A 17490-nucleotide genomic window follows, 5' to 3' on the forward strand; every position below is an offset into this window, starting at 1 on the left:
CGTGAACTCATGAGCGCGTACGAAGCGAGAGTGCGAGCGACACTCCCTGCCGTCGGTGTCGCACTGGCCGCCGGGGTCGCCGGCGTCGCCGGGTCCTACGCCGTCACGGGAGCGACACCGGGCTACGTCGTCGCGCCCGTCGAGGGGGCGCTGTCCCGGGCGATGCCCGGCGAGGTGGTGACGTTCGCCATCACGACGTTCGGCAGTCTCGGCCAGCAGTTGAACCTCCTCGCGGCGACGCTACTCGTCGTCGGAGCTATCGCGGCCGTCGCGTTCGGCGGCGTGGTCGTCGGTCGACGTGCGCCGCCGCTGGTCGGGGCGCTCGCGGCCGGCCTCGTCGTCGGTGTCGCCGCGGCGCTCGTGACGGGGACGCCCCTCGCAGGCGTCGGAACGGGACTCCCGGTCGCCGTGGCGGTGGCTGCGGTCGACCTGTTCGGTCGGCGCACGACCGACACGACGGTCGACCCCGACCGCCGGAGCGCGCTGGGCGCACTGGCCGCTGCCTTCGCGTTCGGCGCACTGGGCCTGAACGTCGGCAACCGCCTCGGGAGCGCGAGCGACGATGCCGGCCCCACGGTCCAGGTGGGGAGCGCCGACACCGCCAGCCTGCTCGACCAGGCCCGCCAGCGGTCGCTCGGCGTCGATGGACTCGAACCGCTCGTGAGCGACGCGTTCTACCAGGTCGACATCAACGCGGTCGACCCCGACCTCGACGCCGAGCAGTGGTCGATGCGCGTCACCGGGGCCGTCGAGAACGACCTCGAAATCGACTACGACGACCTGACGGCCCGCGAGTCCACCCCCGAGTTCGTCACGCTCCGGTGTGTCGGCGAACCGCTCAACGGCACGCAGATGGACACCGCGCTCTGGGAGGTCGTTCCGGTCGCACCGCTGCTCGACGAGGCCGGCGTCGGCGAGGAGAACTGCTGTGTGATGGCCCGCGCCGCGGACGGCTTCTACGAGGAGTTCCCGCTGTCGGCCCTCCGGAACGCCCGCATCGCCTACGCGATGAACGGCGAGACCCTCCCCCGCGGTCACGGCGCACCCGCCCGCCTACTCGTTCCCGGTCACTGGGGCGAGATCAACGTCAAGTGGCTCACCGAACTCGAACTCTTAGAAGAGGAGGCGACGGGCTACTGGGAGGAGCGAGGCTGGCACGGTACCGGTCCGGTCAACACCGTCGCCAAACTCCACGTCCTCAACCGGAACGAGGGGACCGTCGAGGTGGCGGGCCACGCCTACGCGGGGACCCGTGGCATCTCCCGGGTCGAAGTCTCGACGGACGGCGGGGAGACCTGGACCGACGCCGACCTCTCCGACCCGCTGTCGGGGGCCGACGGCGAACCGGCCGAGGACGCCTGGCGACAGTGGGCCTACGAGTACGACGCTCCCGACGCCGAACACGAGGTGGTCGTCCGTGCGTACGACGGCGACGGGAGGATGCAGCCACGCGAGGAGGCCGACGCCTTCCCCAGCGGCGCGTCGGGGTGGGTGTCGCGGACGGTGTCGCCGTGACGTGGCGGGCCGTCCGACCGCGGACTCCGGTCCTCGCCGTAGCGACCGATGGAGTTACCACCACACACGAACCCCCTACTGACGGATGGAGAAGGCACTCTGGTACCTGCTCGCGGGGACCCGCGGCGGCGCGAACCGGGCACGTATCATCCGTGCGCTCTCCGAGCGCCCCCGGAACGCCAACCAGCTTTCGGAGTGCCTGAACGTGGACTACAACACCGTGCGACACCACCTGGACATGCTACTGGAACACGACGTCGTCGAGACCGGCGGCGGTGACTACGGGAAACTCTACTTCCTCACCGACCGCTTCGAGTACCACCGCGAACGGTTCGAGGAGATAACGGAGCACATCTGATGACCACGATGGGAACCTGGGTGATGGTCGCCAGCGCCCTCGCAACGGTCAACCTCGTCCTTCTGGGCGTGTTGACCGCCGTCTGGGTGCGCAACTACCGGACGTTCCGGTCGGGGATGGTCGCCGGCCTCGTCGCCTTCGGCGCGGTGATGCTGGTCGAGAACGCCGTCGCCATCTACTTCTTCTTCAGCATGCAGTCGCTCTACTCGATGGACCCCGGCGTCCAGCAGGTGGTCGCACTGCTGCGCGGGTTGCAGGCGCTCGCACTGGCGTTCCTCACCTACGTCACGGTGAAGTAGTCGGAGGATGCCGCCGACGGCAGTTCTCGCCATCGGACGAAGAGTGAGGGCCGAAGCGTTTCCGATTACTCCGTCGAGAGCGTCACCCGAATCACGTCGGCGACGGCGGGGTACTCGTAGCCGTTCACGTCCTCGACGGCCGCCACGGTGCCGCGTTCGACGAGGCCGACCCCCGCCCCACGCTGGCGCTGGACCTGATTCTCACCGACGCCCGGTTCCTCGTTGATCTCGGTCCCCGCGTCCCACAGCGCGACGAGGTCGGTCACGTTCCCCGAGACGGCGTCACCGTCGCGTGCGAACAGCGCGATGCCCTCGGGGTCGGGCGCGTAGAACAGGTCGTTCGAGGGGACGAACATCGTCGCAAAGGAGAGGTAGTCGCCCGCTCCCGCCTCGAACTCGACCTCGTAGACCCCGCCGGGGCCGATAGGTGCCGGCCCGTCCGCACCCACCGGTGTCGTGAACGCACCGCTGTGCCTGACGTGTTCGTCGTGGCCCAGCGCCTCTGCGAGTCGCATCGGCGAGCCGTCCTCCGCGATCTCTTCGAGGCCGTTGTTTCGCTCCATCTCCCCGGGGGTGAAGAGCGGTTCGCCGTCGCGGTGGACCGCCCACGCACCCGGCGAGAGCGGTACTGGCTGTTCGGCGGCCTCCTCGTCGGTCGTCGTCAGCGTCAACCCCGTCGAGACGTTCTCGATACGGAGCGTGAACATCGTTCCCTCGCTGGCCGCCCCGAATCCGGTGACGCTCGCACCGAGCGCCAGTCCGCCCGCCGCGAGCGCCGTCGCGCCGAGGAACCGTCGGCGTGATACTGTACTGTCCGTCTCCGTCCCGTCGAGTGTGTCGTCGGTCATGGTCTGCACCCGGACCTGCGCCGGAGGGGGGCATGAGGATTTTTCAAACATCCTATAGGATGTGTCACGAGTGGTTCTAGAATTCGTGCCGAGTTCGTCGACAGGAGTGCGAAGCCTCGCCGCTCGACGGGGTCGAAAAGCGGAGAGAACCGCGACAGTTCAGATTACGAGCACTCGGACCAGCCACACGACTGGCAGGTCTTACAGCCCTCGCTCATGTACAGCGACATCGAGCCACAGGTCGGACACTCGGGGCTCTCGCCCGCCGCGATGAGGTCCTGGGTGATGTCGGCGTTCTCGTCGGTCGCGGCCCCGTTCTGCACGCCTTCGGGCGGGGTGTCGGCCTCGGCGGCCAGTCCGCCGTCGGTCTCGGGCGCACTGTCGACGTCGCCCTCGGCGAGTTCCGTGAGGTTCTGCTGTTTGGGGTAGGGCTTGTCTATCTCGTCGTCGAGGTAGCGACGCATCGCCGTCCCGATGGCGTCGGGGATGGACTGGATCTGCTCGCCCTTGTCCCACGCGACCTTCGGCGAACGGGTGCCCTGCAGTTCGTCGACGATCTCCTCGGGGTCGACGCCCGAGCGCAGTGCCGTCGAGATGACCTTCGCCAGCGCCTCGGTGAAGGAGTTGGTGAACCCGCCGGAGTGGCCGATGTTGGCGAACAGCTCGAACGGGCGACCGTGGTCGTCCTCGTTGATGTTGACGTATATCTTGCCGTAGCCGGTGTCGATGCGCTGGGTGACGCCGTGGAGCACGTCCGGACGGACCTGCTTCTCGGCGTAGTCCGGGGCCGCCGCGCCGCCGATGACGGCGTCGATCTCGGTGTCGAGCGCCGCGCGGACGTTCTCGTCGTCGAGGAACCCGTCGAGCCCACCGAACATCTCCTCGATCTGGGAGACGATGGCCGCCGCGGCCTCCTCCTCGTCGGCGAACTCGGCGTTGTCCGCGCGCGTCGTCAGCACCTGCTTCGAGCGAGTACCGTCGCGGTAGACGGTGACGCCCTTCCCACCGTGGTCGTAGATGTAGCGGTACACCTCGTCCATGTCCTCCTTCGAGGCACTGTTCGGGAAGTTACACGTCTTCGAGATGGCGGAGTCGACGCCCTGCTGACACGCCGTCTGGACGCTCGCGTGGTCGATACCCGAGAGGTCCGACGTGACGACGAACAGTTCGCCGATAGCGTTCGGCACCGTCTCCAGTCCGGTCACGCCGTCGAACTCGTTGTTCGCCATCTGTTCTTGAGCCTCGCGCTTGGCGGCCTCGACGTCGATGTCGTTGGCCTCCAGCGTGCGCAGGAAGTAGTCGTCGAACTCGACGAGCATCTCGTCGCCCTGCACGTCGTCGGAGACGTTCTTGTAGTACGCGACGTTGAAGATGGGTTCACAGCCACCCGTCGTGTTGCCGACCATACTCGTCGTGCCGGTCGGGGCGATGGTGGTCGTGTTATGGTTGCGGATGGGGTAGCCCTCGGCCCAGTCGTCGGCGGACTCGCCGGTCTGGTGCTCGAACCACTCGCGGTACTCGGTGGGGTTCGCGTACTTCGAGTCGGCCCAGTCGTCGAACGAGCCACGCTCCTCGGCGAGGTCGTGGGAGGCGGCCTTCGAGCCGTGGTTGATCTGCATCATCAGCTGACGGGCGACCTCGTTGCCCTCCTCGCTCCCGTAGCGGATGCCCAGCTGGATGTAGAGTTGAGCGAGCCCCATGACGCCCAGTCCGATCTTCCGCATCTCGCGGACCTTCTCCTCGATCTTCGGCACCGGGAAGTCGCTCATCGTGACGACGTTCTCCAAGAACCGCGTCCCGAGTTCGATGCGCCCCTCGAACGCCTCGGTGTCGATGGCCTCTTCGAGGAACGCGTCGACGGCCGATTCGAGGTCACCGTCGTAGTTCTCGCGGAAGACGCGCCAGTCGGGAGCGTCCTCGGCGACGATGGTCGAGAGGTTGATGTGGCCGAGGTTACACGCCTCGTACTCCTCCAGCGGTTGCTCCCCGCAGGGGTTCGTGGCGAGGATGCGGTGGTCGGGGTGCTCCTCGACGTCGAAGGAGTGCTCCTTGTTGATGCGTTCGAGGTAGACGACGCCGGGTTCGCCGTTCTCGTGTGCGCCCGAGACGATGCGGTCCCAGAGCACGTCGGCGGGAATCGACATCTCTTCGCCCGGTTCGATGTACTCGCCCAGCCCGTAGCGGGAGTACATCTCCCTGGTCTCCTCGGTGGCGACGTGCGGTTCCTCGGTGCGCGGGTTCTCGAAGACGTACTCCTCACCCGCGTACAGCGCGTCCATGAACTCGTCCGTGACGCCGACGGAGATGTTGAAGTTCGAGAGGTGGCCTTCGACGGCGTTCCGGAGGTGTTTGGGGACGCGGCCGTCCTCGTCGATGAGGCCGCGTGCCTCCTCCAGCGCCTCTGAGAACGTCGTGTAGGTGTAGTCGTCGGGGTCGTTGAGTCGCAGGCAGTGCGCCAGGCTCACGTCCTTGTTCTTCGCGTGGATGAACTCGATGACGTCCGGGTGAGAGATGCGCATGACGCCCATCTGTGCGCCCCGGCGGGTGCCGCCCTGCGCGATGGTCTCGCACATCTGGTCGAACGTTCGCATGAACGTGATGGGGCCGGACGCGATACCCCCCGTGGAGCCGACGGCGTCGCCGAACGGTCGGAGTCGCCAGAACGCGTAGCCCATCCCGCCGCCGGACTGGAACACCTCGGCGGCCTCCTTGGCGGTCTGGTGGATGTCGGTCAGGTCGTCCTCGGGCGAGTCGACGAAACACGCCGAGAGCTGCTGGAGTTCGCCGCCCGCGTTCATCAGCGTCGGCGAGTTCGGGATGAAAGAGAGGCGCTCCATCGTCTCCTGGAAGTCCTCGCGCACGCTCTCGACGTGCGAACGGAGGTCGGCGTCGAGTTCCGGGACGACGGTGTCGTAGGCGAACTTCGAGACGTTGTAGACGGAGAGTTCGGTCTCGGTGTCGGTGTCGGCGGTGGTGCCGGCCCCGAACACGTCGGCGGCGAGTTCGTCGCGCCGTGGGTGGTCGGGTTTGAGCTGTTCGGGCGTGACGGTCACCGTCTCGTCGCGCTTGCCCGCCTCGAAGACGACTTCGGCGAGGGCGACGTTCTTGGCGACCCGGACGAACAGTTCCTCCTGCGTCTCGGTGAGTTCGCCGTCGGCGTCGCGCTGGAGGTAGCGCGCGGGCAGGATGTTGTCGTAGGCGTTGCTCGTCATACGGTCGGCGAGCGTCTCCCCGTCGGTGCGCTTGACGGGCAAGACGAGTTCGTCCGCGGAGAGGTCGGCCTCGCTCATAGGCCCCCCACGGCGGTCGGTTCTGGCGTCGGAGTAGTGTGGTGTCCAGTCATCGGTAACGACGAGTGCTTACCGTCCAGCAAGTTCAACCCATCGGGTCCGGAGATTTTGCTGCCCGGTGTAGTGTCTGATTCTCGAACCGTCAGACGGTTCCAGCCGTCTCACGGTGTCCGTTCGAGGGATTGGACGGTCCGATATTAACCGTTGGCGGACCGGAGTGAAAGTGCCCCGGCGAGCGAGAAATCGCCCGCAGTGAGGCCGGTTCGAGTCGAAAGGAGAGGGTGTTGACGGGGGCTGTCGGTCCCGACAGCCGACGGATTTATTCCCGTCGTGGGTGAAACGCTACCATGGTCGTCTCGCAGCTCGGACAGGTCCCGCTCCCCGACGTCCTCTTGGCGCTGGTCGCGCTGGTCGTCGTCCTGTTCGTCGCCCGACTGGTCCTCCGTGTCGCCTGGAAGGTGGCGGTCCTCGCGCTCGTCGTCCTCGCCGGCCTGTGGGTCACGGGGATGACGGACGTCCTCCCTCAGCTGCCAGCGCTGCTGTAGTGGCCGCCGTCTCCCGCCCCGACATCGGCGACTCAGGCCGTCGCTAGCCGCAGGAAGTTCGCCACCACGTCGTGACCGCGTTCGGTGAGCACGCTCTCGGGGTGGAACTGCACGCACTCGATGGGGAACTCGCGGTGCCGGACGCCCATCACGAGGCCGTCGTCGGTGCGTGCGCTCACCTCGAAGCAGTCCGGAACCTCCGTCGCCACCAGCGAGTGGTACCGCCCCGCCCGGAGCGGCGAGGGGAGGCCCTCGAACACCCCCTCGCAGTCGTGGTCGACGGCGTGGGCCTTGCCGTGGACCGGGTCGGGCGCACGGCCCACCGACCCGCCGTAGGCGTAGACGGCCGCCTCCAGGCCGAGACAGACCCCTAGCGTCGGCACGTCGGGACTCACCTCACGGAGGACGTCCATCGTGACGCCCACGTCGCGGTCGTTCTCGGGGTGGCCCGGTCCCGGCGAGACGACCACCGCGTCGGGGGCGTACTCGCGCACGTCGGCGAGCGAGGCGGTGTTACGGACGACGTGGGTGTCGGCGTAGTCACCGACGTACTCCACGAGGTTGTACGTGAACGAGTCGAAGTTGTCGACGAACAGCACGCGCGGGCGGTCGGCGGTGGTCGGTTCGACGGTCGGGGCGCTCATCGTGACGCCTCCGGGGCGTCGGCGGCCGTGTCGCCCGCGGCGGCCTCGTCACTCCCGCGACGGCGTTCGTCGGTGGGTGACGACGGCACCTCCTCGATGGCCTCCAGAGCGGCGAGGACGCCGCGCATCTTCGATTCGGTCTCGTCGTACTCGCTGGTCGGGTCCGAGTCGGCGACGACGCCCGCACCCGCACGGACGGTGACGCGTTCGTCGCCCGCGTCGGTCTCCTCGACCGTCGCCGACCGGATGACGATGGCGACGTCGGCGTCGCCGGTCCACGAGTAGTAGCCGACGCCGCCGCCGTAGAGTCCTCGCGGCGACATCTCCAGGTCGTCGATGACCTCCATCGCCCGGACCTTGGGTGCACCCGAGAGCGTCCCCGCGGGGAACGAGGCGCGGGTCGCGTCGAACGCGTCCGCGTCGGGAGCGAGTCGCCCCGTCACCGTCGACTCGATGTGCTGGACGTGGCTGTACTTGAGGACGTTCATGAACTCCTCGACGCGGACGCTCCCCTGTTCGGACACCACGCGCACGTCGTTTCGCGCGAGGTCGACGAGCATCGTGTGCTCGGCGCGTTCCTTCTCGTCGGCGAGCAACTCGCCCGCGAGCCGGCGGTCCTCGACCGGCGACGCGCCCCGAGGGCAGGTGCCCGCGATGGGGTTGGCGACCACCCGGTCGCCGCCGACCGAGACGAGCGTCTCGGGACTCGCACCGACCAGTCGCCGGTCGCCGAAGTCGAGTGCGAACATGTACGGCGAGGGGTTGACCTCGCGCAGCGAGGCGTAGAGACCCAGCGGGTCCAACTCCCCCGTCAGTTCGCGCTCGCGGGAGACGACCGCCTGGTAGACGTCGCCGTCGAGGACGTGTTCCTTGGCCGCCCGGACGGCGTCCTCGTACTCCTCGCGCGGCCCCGCACGTTCGGCCTCGCGGACGAACCCACCCAGTTCGGGGGCGTCGGCGTCGGCGAGCACGTCCCGGACGCGTTCGGCCTCGGCGAGGAGTTCGTCGTACAGCGCGTCCGCGTCCTCGTCGGCCCGGACGAGCGGCGTGAACACGAGTTCGAGCGTATCGGTGGCGTGGTCGAACGCGAGCACCCGGTCGGCGAGGACGAACTGCGCGTCGGGCGTCCCCGTGTCGGGCCGCTCGACACCCACCTCGGCGAGGTGGAGGTCGTAGACGGCCTCGTAGGCGAGGAAGCCGACGAGACCGCCGGTCAACCGCTGGCGGTCGCCGTCCGGGAACCCGCGCGTCGGCACGTCCGGGAGCGCCCCGCGGAGGGCGTCGAGCGTGTCGCCCTCGGCGAGTCCGAGGTCGGCGTAGCGGTCGTCGAACACCGCGACGTCGCTCGACGGTCCACGGTCGCTGTCGCTCCCTGGTTCCGACTCGCCCTGCTCGTCGGGACCACGGTCGCTCTCTCCGGTCGCCCGCTGCCCCCCCGCGCGTTCACTCGCGTGACCCACGGTCGCCACGGCTGCCGGGTCGACGCAGAGGTAGGAGTATCGCGCGTGTCGTTCGGCGCTCTCGTCGGCGGTGTCCGCGAGGTCGGCGGCGGGGGCGAACGCGCCGTCCGGATCCGAGGAGGCGACCTTCTCGGCGCTCTCGAGCAAGAACCCGTACTCGCGGTCGCTGGCCGCACGCAGCGTCGCGTAGGCGGTGAGCGGTTCGACGTCGGTGTCGAGTGTCGCCGTCGCGTGGACGACGGCCGGTCCGTCGGTGACCAGGTCACGGAAGCGCTCGCGCGAGCAGTCGAGCGTGACGCCCGTCTCGCCGGGCGACCCCGTCACGGTTCGCCACCTCGTGTGGCACTGACGAACGCGGCCATCGCGTCGTGGTCCTTCTCGCCGGGGGTCGCCTCGATGCCGCTGGCGACGTCGACGGCGAACGGGCCGACCGTGCCGACCGCCTCGGCGACGTTTTCGGGGGTCAGTCCGCCGGCGAGGACGACGGGCACGTCGAGCGTCTCGACCAGTTCGCGGGTCCGCGTCCAGTCGTGAGTCTCGCCGGTGCCGCCCGCCCCGTCGGCGTCCGTCGAGTCGACGAGGACGGCGTCGGCCGCGGCCGCGTAGGCCGCGTGGTCGCCCGCGAGGTCCGTCGCGGCGACGACCCGTGCGTCGGTCGAAGCGGCGAGGTCCGAGACGGCAGCGGGGTCGAGACCGTGGACCTGGACGACGTCGGTGTTGACCTCCTCGACGAGTGTGGCGGCGTCGTCGGGTGTCTCGGGCATCGTCACGAGCACCGTCGTCACGAACGGCGGCACGTCCGCGACCAGGGTGGCGGCGTCCGTGGCGGTGAGTTCACGGGGCGTCTCGACCGGCACGTCTACGACGAACCCGAGGGCGTCGGCCCCGGCGGCGACCGCCGCGTCGCGGTCGCTGGCCGAGGTGATGCCACAGAGTTTCGTTCGCGTCATCGCAGGGTCACACGGAGACCGTGACGCCACGGAGGGCGTCGAGTTTCTCGCTGGCGGCCCCCGAGTCGATGGACTCGCGGGCGCGGTCGACACCGTCGGCGAGCGAGGCGGCCTCGCCCGCGACGTAGATGGCCGCTCCGGCGTTGGCGAGGATGATGTCCCGTTTCGCGCCGGTCACCTCGCCGGCGACGATTCCCCGGAGGTCCGCGGCGTTCTCCTCGGGCGTCCCCCCGGCGACGGCGGAGACGGGGGCGTGGTCGAGCCCGAGGTCGGTGGGCGTGACGGTGAACTCCTCGACGGACTCGCCGCGGACCTCGGCGGCGACGGTCTCGCCGTGGAGACAGATCTCGTCCATCCCGTCGCCGTGGACGACGAGCGCACGGTCGACCGGGAGGTTCGCCAGCGCACGGGCGAGGACGGGGACGAGGTCCGCGTCGTAGACGCCGACGACCTGCGCGTCCGCGCCGGCGGGGTTCGTCAGCGGCCCGAGGACGTTGAACAACGTCCGCATCCCGAGTTCGCGGCGCGGGCCGATGACGGCCTTCATCGCGGGGTGGAACACGGGGGCGAGCAGGAAGCCGATACCCTGCTCCTCGATAGCCTGTTCGACGGCCGGCGGTTCGGCGGCGATGTCGACGCCCACCTCGTCGAGCACGTCCGCACTGCCGGAGTTCGAGGAGACCGAGTAGTTGCCGTGCTTGGCGACGGCGATGTCCGCCCCGGCGGCGACGACGGCGCTGGTCGTCGAGACGTTGATCGTGTCGTAGTCGTCGCCGCCGGTCCCGCAGGTGTCGACCAGGGGTGTCCGGTCGGGATCGATTGTCCGCGCGGCGTCGCGCATCCCCTCGGCGAACCCGGCGATCTCCGCTTCCGTCTCGCCTTTCGCCCGGAGCGCCGCCAGCAGCGCACCGATCTGTGCGTCCGTCGCGCCGTCGAACACGGCCGTCGATACCTCGCGTGCCTCCGCCTGTGTCAGGTCCGCGCCGTCCGTGACGCGCTCGATGTGGTCCATCATAGATTGGTGATGAGCGTTGTTGGTCTGTGATGTACAAGTGTGTACACAGACTTAACCTTGTTGTCGTCGGCTCGGGGACGCGGTGGGTCGATTTCTCGACGCTTCGAGCGGGAAACCGTCCCACGGCACGGGGGGCGCACCGCCGTGCCGTTCGGAAAGGTTCAAGTACCATCGCCGGATACGAACGAGTGCGAGGGTTGGTGGTCTAGGCTGGTTATGACACCTCCTTGACATGGAGGAGGTCGGCAGTTCAAATCTGCCCCAACCCATCTCTGGTGGCGCAACGCGACGAGCGGAGCGAGGAGCCAGCGCCACCGAACGGCGAAACGGTCGGTTCGAACTCGGGAGCGAAGTGACCGAAGTTCGAATCGTCCTCGATCCATCCTTCGCGTCACCACGACTCCGAGCGACGCGAGATGGTCACGGGGATTCGAAGCAGGGAGCGAGCGACCGGAGTTCGGGTCTGCCCCGACTCGTCTCCGATTCCTCACGACGTCGAGTCCTGTGCCCGGCATCGAACACGCCTGTCGACCCTTTTCGGAGGACGCCGGGCAGCACTACCCACCGAATCTAAAGAAATCAGCCGCATACAGTGAGTTTTGTGACTGAAGTGCGAAGATACCAGAACAACTGTTGCACTGAACCGAATCTATAAGTGGATATGGGGAAACCTGGCGTGTGAGGCGCGCCGTCGAACGTCAGCCGACCCGAGAACGCGAAGGGGCGGCTCACGCGTGCTCAACGACGACGACGCACCTCGTCGTCACGGGGTCGAGACAGCGGTTTCCCAGTCTCTGCCGACCCCGTGGCAGCCGGCCCGCCAACGGACTGGCACCTGCGGTCTTGCTGTCGGGGACACTACGCTGGACCGGCCAGTCACGGGACGCGGAGTACAGCCGTCACGACGAGTCAGACGAGCGACGACCGTCGTGTACGACCGTTACAGTCACGGCGGCCAGGTCTGCACGGACGAACACTCCTTTGTCGCGTCGTCGCGTAACGGGGACAATGGAGTACCGTTCGATAGCGGCCTACGGCCTCGTCGGGAACCGCGAGACGGGTGCGCTCGTCGGCCCCGACGGCAGCGTCGACTGGTTGCCGTTTCCCCGCCTCTGTTCCCCGAGCGTCTTCGCCCGCGTCCTCGACGTCGACATCGGCGGGTGGTTCTGTCTGCGTCCCATCGGCGACTTCGAGTCCACCCACGAGTATCTCGACGACACGTCCGTCCTCCGGACGACGTTCCACGGCGGCGACGGGACGCTGACGCTCACCGACTTCATGCCGCCACACGGCATCACCCACCCCGAGACGGTGACCGAACGGTCGCTCGTCCGGCGCGTCACCTGCGTCGAGGACGAGGAGACGCTCGACGTGTCGTTCCGACCGCGGTTCGACTACGCGCGCGGCGAGACGACCATCGAGAGCATCGCCGAGTCACACGCGGGCGACGGCCGCACCGACGACGGCGGCATCGTCGGCTACCGGGTCACCGGCGGCGAGCGGACCCTCTCGCTGTGGACCGACGCGGACCTCGACTTGACCCGACGCGACGCGACGGGCAGTGTCACGCTGACCGAGGGCGAGTCGCGGTGGTTCGTCCTCACGGAGGGCGACGGACCGCGGCCGACGTACGGGGACTGCCAGCGGAGTCTCGAAGCGACCCTCGACCACTGGCGCGGGTGGGTCGGGTCGTTACCCGGTGTCGGCGGCGAACACCGCGACCTGCTGGCTCGCTCGGCGGTGACGATGCGCCTGCTCTCGAACGCGCGAACGGGAGCCATCGCGGCCGCCCCGACCACGTCGCTCCCCGAGGATATCGGCGGCGTCCGCAACTGGGACTACCGGTTCCACTGGATGCGCGACTCCTCCATCGTCTCGCGGGCGCTCTCGCGGTTGGGTGCGACGGAGGCCGCCCGCGCGAACCTCGACTGGTGGCTCGACCACCTCAACGAGTACGGCCCGGCCAGCGAGGAGGTCCTGTTCCACCCGCTGTACGACCTCTATCCGGACGACGACACGGTCCGGACGACCGAGATCACGCTCGACCACCTCTCGGGCTACCGTGACTCCGCACCGGTCCGTATCGGCAACGCCGCCTACGACCAGAAACAGCTCGACATCTACGGGGAGCTGCTGCTGAGCGCGAGCGAACTCGTCGGGGCGGGCGTGACGCTCTCCGACGAGGAGTGGGCGGGGCTTCACCGTATCGTCGAACACGTCTGTGAGGTCTGGCAGGAGCCGGACTACGGCATCTGGGAGGTCCGCAGCCAGCCCGAACAGTTCGTCAACTCGAAGGTGATGTGCTGGGCGGCCGTCGACCGGGGCATCGAACTCGCCACCGGGCGCGGCGAGTCCGTCCCCGAGCACTGGGTGCGGACCCGCGAGGAGATACACGAGACGGTCTGTGAGCGGGGGTTCCGCGAGGAGCAGAACGCCTTCGTTCGCTCGTTCGAGGCCGACGAGGCGCTCGACGCCGCCTGTCTACGAATCCCGCTGGTCGGGTTCCTCCCGGCCGACGACCCCCGCGTCCAGGGGACCATCGACGCCATCGTCGACCGCCTGCTCGTCGACGACGGCCTCGTCCAGCGCTACGAGGGGCCGGACGGACTGCCGGGCCGGGACCACGCGTTCGTCCTCTGTACGTTCTGGCTCGTCGACGCCATGGCGGCGGCGGGGCGGCGAGACGCGGCTGCGACGGTGCTCTCGGACATCCTCGACCGTGGCTCCTCGCTGGGCCTGTTCGCCGAGGAGATCGACCCGATGAACGGTGAACAGCTCGGGAACTACCCGCTGGCGTTCGCACACGCCGGTCTCGTCAACAGCGTCCTCGGCCTCACGCGGGCGGGCGAGGACCGCGTCGGTGTCGACGAGACGGTTCCGACACACCACGACTGACCGACGGGCCGACGGGTGACCGACTGACCGACGGGTGACCGTCGCGGGCCGCCGCCGTCACTGCGGCGCGTTCTCGACGCTCGACGACTCCCGCGTGCGGTCGCGTTTTCGCAAGGTCTCGTGGACGCCGACGACCATCGTCGGAATCAACAGCATGAAGAGATGTTCTTCGATGGGGATGCCGAGCAGTTCGACGCCCGTTCTGAGCGGTATCTCGAAGACGCCGACCTCGAGGGTGTACCAGTCCCAGACGTACGCGAACGGGTAGAGCACGAGCGTCGTCCGGGCGGCCGCACGCCACGCGTCGGCGTAGGTGACGAACGCCACCGCGACGACGGCCCACGCCACCTCCGTGACGAGGTAGGTGTACGGGCCGAAGACCGTGATGTCCATGTGTCGTGTTGGCCTTCCGACGGGAAAGTCCTGCGTGCTTGCCACGTCGTCGGCCTAGCTTCATAACCGCGGGTGGTGAACATATCGGGAGAGCACAATGGACATCGCAGATATCGCGACTCAGGAGTTCGTCGAGGTCGACGCCGACCAGCGCCTCTCGAAGGTCCGCTCCATCTTCGAGCGGGAGAACCCGAAGGGCGTCATCGTCACCGACGACGGCGACTACAGCGGGGTCATCACCCAGCAGCAGTTGCTCCAGTCGCACATCGAGGACGACACGAAAGCCGGCGCGATGGTGAAGTCCGCGCCCAAGATAGAGCGAAACGCCGACGTCCGTGACGTCGCCCGGATGCTCGTCGAGGGCGACACCAAGGTCGCGCCCGTCTTCGAGGCGGGCGACCTCTGGGGTATCATCGACGCCGACGCCATCCTCCGCGCCGTCCTCGACAACCTCGACGTGCTGACGGTCGACCAGATATACACGGACAACGTCGTGAGCATCACCGAGGACACCCACCTCGGCCGTGTCATCAACCTCCTGCGCGAGAACAGCGTCTCGCGACTGCCGGTCGTCAACGAGGACGGCCAGCTCACCGGGATGGTGACGACCCACGACATCGTCGACGTGGCCGTCCGCAACATGGACAAGGCTACCCAGGGCGACCGTGCGGGCGACATCGAGCGCATCCTCGACCTGCCGGTGTACGACGAGATGTCGAGTCCCGTCAGCACCATCGACCTCGAAGACTCCGTCAAGGACGCCGTCGAGATGATGTTCGAGTACGACTACGCCGGCCTCGTCGTCACGCCGGAGTACGACGACTCGCTGGTCGCGGGCATCCTCACCAAGACCGACGTACTCCGTGCGCTCACCTACACCGAGGAGGAGCATATGGACGTCCAGATCACGAACGTCGAAGTGCTGGACACCATCACCCGTGACGACATCCGCCAGTCCATCGAGCAGGTCGCAGAGAAGTACCAGGAGATGAGCGTCCAGCACGCTCACGTCCGCTTCCACCAGCACCGCGAGAAGCTCCGTGGCACCCCGCTCATCCAGTGTCAGATTCGCCTGCGCACCACCCACGGCCAGGTCGCCGGGTCCGGCGAGGGCTACGGCGCGGAGTCGGCGTTCCGTGTCGCCCTCGACAAACTCGAACGCAACGTCGTCCAGATGAAGGGGATGCGCTCCGACGAGGAGTACAAGGGTCAACTGCTCCGCAAACTGAACGAACTGTAAGTCGAACCGCGACCACACGCGCGACGCATTTTATCGCTGACCCGAACAATCGGAACGAAGTTAACGGCGGCAGGTCTATCGACGGCTATGGCTGTCGTCTCCGCCGCCCGCTACACGGTCAGCGCGCTCGAACTGACGCTCGCCCTCGGCCTGCTCGGCATCGCCGCCGTCCACGCGCTCATGGGCGTCCCTACCGCCTTCCTCCCCGCGGTCGGTGGCGTGGGCCTCCTCGGCGGTGCGCTCGCGCTCTCGCCCGTGGGACGTCGTCGGTTCCGGCAGCACGCGACGGCGCGGGACGACGTCCTGCTGTTCGTCGGGACGCTCGCCGTCGGGGCGCTCACGCTGGGCGGGTTCCTCGCGCTGGGCGTCGTCTTCTGACCGGCACTCGCAGCGTCGACCAACACAGACGCCGTGTCTCACGACAGCCACGACCGGCACACAACGTCTCTCACGCGGGGTCACTCCGGTTCAGCTGTTACGTGTGCCGCGTGCCGCGTGTGTGTCACTGGACCCGGCCATCGTCGTGTGGTTGCCGATCAAACACTGTAGCCGCCCAGAGGGTAGTGAGAAGTAGAGAGCCGCGGAGGCTGTCAGAGGCACGACGATGGCACATCGCAGGCTCTCGCACTCCGCTTACGCGAGACTGAGACAGTCCCCACTCCTCAGCCCATCCGTAAGCAATCCGTCCGACTCACGGAGCCTGCATAACTGATTCCTTCGGTCCCGAAGCGACTTATTTGCAATGAGGTAGCATACACACGTTCAGGAGTATCGTCGACTACGAACCGTACCGACCGCTTCCGGCGATATCAGTTCGCCTACCAGTTCACTTTAGCCGGTCCGTGACCGAGTATCGTAGTATGATAGTTATCGCCGACATCAGCGTCTCGGCGGACCAGTTTCCCCTCGGTCGGATTCTCGAGGCCTACCCGTCCGTCGAAATCGAACTGGAACGCTTGGTCCCGCTGCAAGACGGCATCATCCCGTTGTTCTGGGTCTCCGACGGCGACTCGGCGGCTATCGAGGAGACGCTCAGAGACGACCCGCTGACGAACTCCGTCACTCGGCTCACTCAGACCAACTCCAGAGTGCTGTTCGAAGTCGAGTGGGGGCCAGAGGTGAACGGGCTCGTGCAGGCGCTCTTGCGCTCCGACGCGCGCTTGCTGGCCGCCGAAGGGACCGCCGATATCTGGGACTTCCGGATCCAGTTCGACACACGGGCGGACATGGCACACTTTCGCAGGCTGTGCACCGACGCGGAGATCTCGCTCACGCTCCGGCGACTCTACAACCCGATGCTCCCCGAGGAGAGTGGCGCGCTCTCCAACGAACAGTACGAGGCGCTCGTGACCGCGTTCAGGGCAGGATACTTCGAGGTTCCCCGCGCGAGCAAGATGAGCGACCTCGCGGCCGGGTTCGGAGTGAGCGACAGCGCGTTCTCCCAGCGCATCCGCCGGGGCATCTCCTCGCTCATCGCCGAGACGCTCATGCCCGAGTTCGGCCACCGTGGCCAGCGCGCCGATCCAGTGTCGTGGAACGTCGACACCGACAATCGCTGACCGTCAGCCAGGGTTCACTTCGCAGTTGAAGTTTGGAACCCCACTGATTGCTTGCTACCGAAGGTAAGCTATGTACGGCTAGGGTGGTGACTCTCTCCTATGGAGTCCGACGAACACGTGTCGGTCGACGATATCTTCGAGGGGCTGAGTCACAACCGACGACGGCTCGCGCTCCAGTACTTCAAGCAGTACGAGAACCCCATCGAACTCGACGACCTCGCCGAGCGAATCGCCCGCTGGGAACAGACCCCCACAGCAGTTCCCGCCGAGGTAGAGGTCGAAGCCGTCCGAACGGCGTTGCACAGGACTCACCTGCCGAAACTGGACGAACTGGGGTTCATCGAGTACCAGTCCGAGCGTGAGGCGATTCTCACGAACAACGCTCGCATCACTGCTGCGATGGAGAACGCCATCATCGTCGTCGGGTTCCTGTACGACGAACCGGCTGGTGACGACGACTGACGCAAGTCGGAACCGCT

Annotated in this window: 16 protein-coding genes and 1 tRNA gene; 10 read left to right on the forward strand and 7 right to left on the reverse strand. The window is 67.6% G+C overall.

Annotated elements, in window-relative coordinates:
* Positions 1-9: 9 nt before the first annotated feature.
* From GQS65_RS06765 to GQS65_RS06775, 3 genes are all read left to right on the forward strand, one after another.
* On the forward strand, positions 10-1515 hold the full coding sequence (locus GQS65_RS06765; protein WP_158203907.1) for a molybdopterin-dependent oxidoreductase: 1506 nt from the start codon (positions 10-12) through the stop codon (positions 1513-1515).
* Between the two features lie 85 nt (positions 1516-1600).
* A complete protein-coding gene (locus GQS65_RS06770; RefSeq protein WP_158203908.1) occupies positions 1601-1873 on the forward strand; it encodes a winged helix-turn-helix domain-containing protein in 273 nt (90 codons plus the stop codon).
* An 8-nt stretch (positions 1874-1881) separates the two neighbouring features.
* Positions 1882-2172 (forward strand): hypothetical protein, encoded by a 291-nt coding sequence (locus GQS65_RS06775; RefSeq protein ID WP_158204613.1) that lies wholly within the window; start codon positions 1882-1884, stop codon positions 2170-2172.
* A 65-nt stretch (positions 2173-2237) separates the two neighbouring features.
* Here GQS65_RS06775 and GQS65_RS06780 read toward each other — a convergent pair whose 3' ends face one another.
* Positions 2238-3020 (reverse strand): spondin domain-containing protein, encoded by a 783-nt coding sequence (locus GQS65_RS06780; RefSeq protein WP_158203909.1) that lies wholly within the window; start codon positions 3018-3020, stop codon positions 2238-2240.
* Positions 3021-3184: 164 nt separating this feature from the next.
* Positions 3185-6310 carry an adenosylcobalamin-dependent ribonucleoside-diphosphate reductase gene (locus tag GQS65_RS06785; protein ID WP_158203910.1) on the reverse strand — a complete coding sequence of 1042 codons (3126 nt, stop codon included), beginning with the start codon at positions 6308-6310 and terminating at the stop codon, positions 3185-3187.
* 347 nt (positions 6311-6657) lie between these two features.
* Between GQS65_RS06785 and GQS65_RS06790 the strand changes: the two genes are divergently transcribed.
* A complete protein-coding gene (locus GQS65_RS06790) occupies positions 6658-6855 on the forward strand; it encodes a hypothetical protein (RefSeq protein ID WP_158203911.1) in 198 nt (65 codons plus the stop codon).
* Between the two features lie 32 nt (positions 6856-6887).
* Here GQS65_RS06790 and trpG read toward each other — a convergent pair whose 3' ends face one another.
* From trpG to trpD, 4 genes are read right to left on the reverse strand one after another with little or no spacing between them, the layout of a single operon-like run.
* The gene (gene trpG / locus GQS65_RS06795; RefSeq protein WP_158203912.1) at positions 6888-7499 is read right to left on the reverse strand and encodes an anthranilate synthase component II; all 612 of its coding nucleotides are present in this window, start codon (positions 7497-7499) and stop codon (positions 6888-6890) included.
* A complete protein-coding gene (gene trpE / locus GQS65_RS06800; RefSeq protein ID WP_394351429.1) occupies positions 7496-9283 on the reverse strand; it encodes an anthranilate synthase component I in 1788 nt (595 codons plus the stop codon). The genes trpG and trpE overlap by 4 nt, the downstream gene beginning before the upstream one ends.
* On the reverse strand, positions 9280-9909 hold the full coding sequence (locus GQS65_RS06805; protein WP_158203913.1) for a phosphoribosylanthranilate isomerase: 630 nt from the start codon (positions 9907-9909) through the stop codon (positions 9280-9282). The genes trpE and GQS65_RS06805 overlap by 4 nt, the downstream gene beginning before the upstream one ends.
* A gap of 7 nt (positions 9910-9916) precedes the next feature.
* Positions 9917-10924 (reverse strand): anthranilate phosphoribosyltransferase, encoded by a 1008-nt coding sequence (trpD, locus tag GQS65_RS06810; protein ID WP_158203914.1) that lies wholly within the window; start codon positions 10922-10924, stop codon positions 9917-9919.
* A 194-nt stretch (positions 10925-11118) separates the two neighbouring features.
* Between trpD and GQS65_RS06815 the strand changes: the two genes are divergently transcribed.
* A tRNA-Val gene (locus tag GQS65_RS06815) sits at positions 11119-11193 on the forward strand.
* Between the two features lie 739 nt (positions 11194-11932).
* Positions 11933-13819 (forward strand): glycoside hydrolase family 15 protein, encoded by a 1887-nt coding sequence (locus GQS65_RS06820; protein ID WP_158203915.1) that lies wholly within the window; start codon positions 11933-11935, stop codon positions 13817-13819.
* A gap of 57 nt (positions 13820-13876) precedes the next feature.
* Here the strand turns inward: GQS65_RS06820 and GQS65_RS06825 are convergent, their stop codons facing one another.
* Positions 13877-14212: a lycopene cyclase domain-containing protein gene (locus tag GQS65_RS06825; RefSeq protein ID WP_158203916.1), complete on the reverse strand. Its 336-nt coding sequence runs from the start codon at positions 14210-14212 to the stop codon at positions 13877-13879.
* Between the two features lie 97 nt (positions 14213-14309).
* Here GQS65_RS06825 and GQS65_RS06830 point away from each other — a divergent pair, with 97 nt between their 5' ends.
* The 4 genes from GQS65_RS06830 (at position 14310) to GQS65_RS06845 (ending at position 17473) form a co-directional block, all read left to right on the forward strand.
* Positions 14310-15452 (forward strand): CBS domain-containing protein, encoded by a 1143-nt coding sequence (locus tag GQS65_RS06830; protein WP_158203917.1) that lies wholly within the window; start codon positions 14310-14312, stop codon positions 15450-15452.
* 87 nt (positions 15453-15539) lie between these two features.
* A complete protein-coding gene (locus GQS65_RS06835; protein ID WP_158203918.1) occupies positions 15540-15830 on the forward strand; it encodes a hypothetical protein in 291 nt (96 codons plus the stop codon).
* Between the two features lie 482 nt (positions 15831-16312).
* A complete protein-coding gene (locus GQS65_RS06840) occupies positions 16313-17011 on the forward strand; it encodes a helix-turn-helix domain-containing protein (protein WP_158203919.1) in 699 nt (232 codons plus the stop codon).
* Positions 17012-17110: 99 nt separating this feature from the next.
* Entirely contained in the window at positions 17111-17473 is a 363-nt protein-coding gene (locus GQS65_RS06845) for a DUF7344 domain-containing protein (RefSeq protein ID WP_158203920.1), read from the forward strand.
* Positions 17474-17490 lie beyond the last annotated feature (17 nt).

The sequence above is a fragment of the Halomarina oriensis genome (assembly GCF_009791395.1).
In the GTDB taxonomy this organism is placed as follows: domain Archaea; phylum Halobacteriota; class Halobacteria; order Halobacteriales; family Haloarculaceae; genus Halomarina; species Halomarina oriensis.

What these genes read in the sequence shown, in the direction of transcription:
- GQS65_RS06765 (WP_158203907.1), top strand. Translation starts at nt 10, where the DNA reads ATGAGCGCGTACGAAGCGAGAGTGCGAGCGACACTCCCTGCCGTCGGT.
- GQS65_RS06770 (WP_158203908.1), top strand. Translation starts at nt 1,601, where the DNA reads ATGGAGAAGGCACTCTGGTACCTGCTCGCGGGGACCCGCGGCGGCGCG.
- GQS65_RS06775 (WP_158204613.1), top strand. Translation starts at nt 1,882, where the DNA reads ATGGGAACCTGGGTGATGGTCGCCAGCGCCCTCGCAACGGTCAACCTC.
- GQS65_RS06780 (WP_158203909.1), bottom strand. Translation starts at nt 3,020, where the DNA reads ATGACCGACGACACACTCGACGGGACGGAGACGGACAGTACAGTATCA.
- GQS65_RS06785 (WP_158203910.1), bottom strand. Translation starts at nt 6,310, where the DNA reads ATGAGCGAGGCCGACCTCTCCGCGGACGAACTCGTCTTGCCCGTCAAG.
- GQS65_RS06790 (WP_158203911.1), top strand. Translation starts at nt 6,658, where the DNA reads ATGGTCGTCTCGCAGCTCGGACAGGTCCCGCTCCCCGACGTCCTCTTG.
- trpG (WP_158203912.1), bottom strand. Translation starts at nt 7,499, where the DNA reads ATGAGCGCCCCGACCGTCGAACCGACCACCGCCGACCGCCCGCGCGTG.
- GQS65_RS06805 (WP_158203913.1), bottom strand. Translation starts at nt 9,909, where the DNA reads ATGACGCGAACGAAACTCTGTGGCATCACCTCGGCCAGCGACCGCGAC.
- trpD (WP_158203914.1), bottom strand. Translation starts at nt 10,924, where the DNA reads ATGATGGACCACATCGAGCGCGTCACGGACGGCGCGGACCTGACACAG.
- GQS65_RS06820 (WP_158203915.1), top strand. Translation starts at nt 11,933, where the DNA reads ATGGAGTACCGTTCGATAGCGGCCTACGGCCTCGTCGGGAACCGCGAG.
- GQS65_RS06825 (WP_158203916.1), bottom strand. Translation starts at nt 14,212, where the DNA reads ATGGACATCACGGTCTTCGGCCCGTACACCTACCTCGTCACGGAGGTG.
- GQS65_RS06830 (WP_158203917.1), top strand. Translation starts at nt 14,310, where the DNA reads ATGGACATCGCAGATATCGCGACTCAGGAGTTCGTCGAGGTCGACGCC.
- GQS65_RS06835 (WP_158203918.1), top strand. Translation starts at nt 15,540, where the DNA reads ATGGCTGTCGTCTCCGCCGCCCGCTACACGGTCAGCGCGCTCGAACTG.
- GQS65_RS06840 (WP_158203919.1), top strand. Translation starts at nt 16,313, where the DNA reads ATGATAGTTATCGCCGACATCAGCGTCTCGGCGGACCAGTTTCCCCTC.
- GQS65_RS06845 (WP_158203920.1), top strand. Translation starts at nt 17,111, where the DNA reads ATGGAGTCCGACGAACACGTGTCGGTCGACGATATCTTCGAGGGGCTG.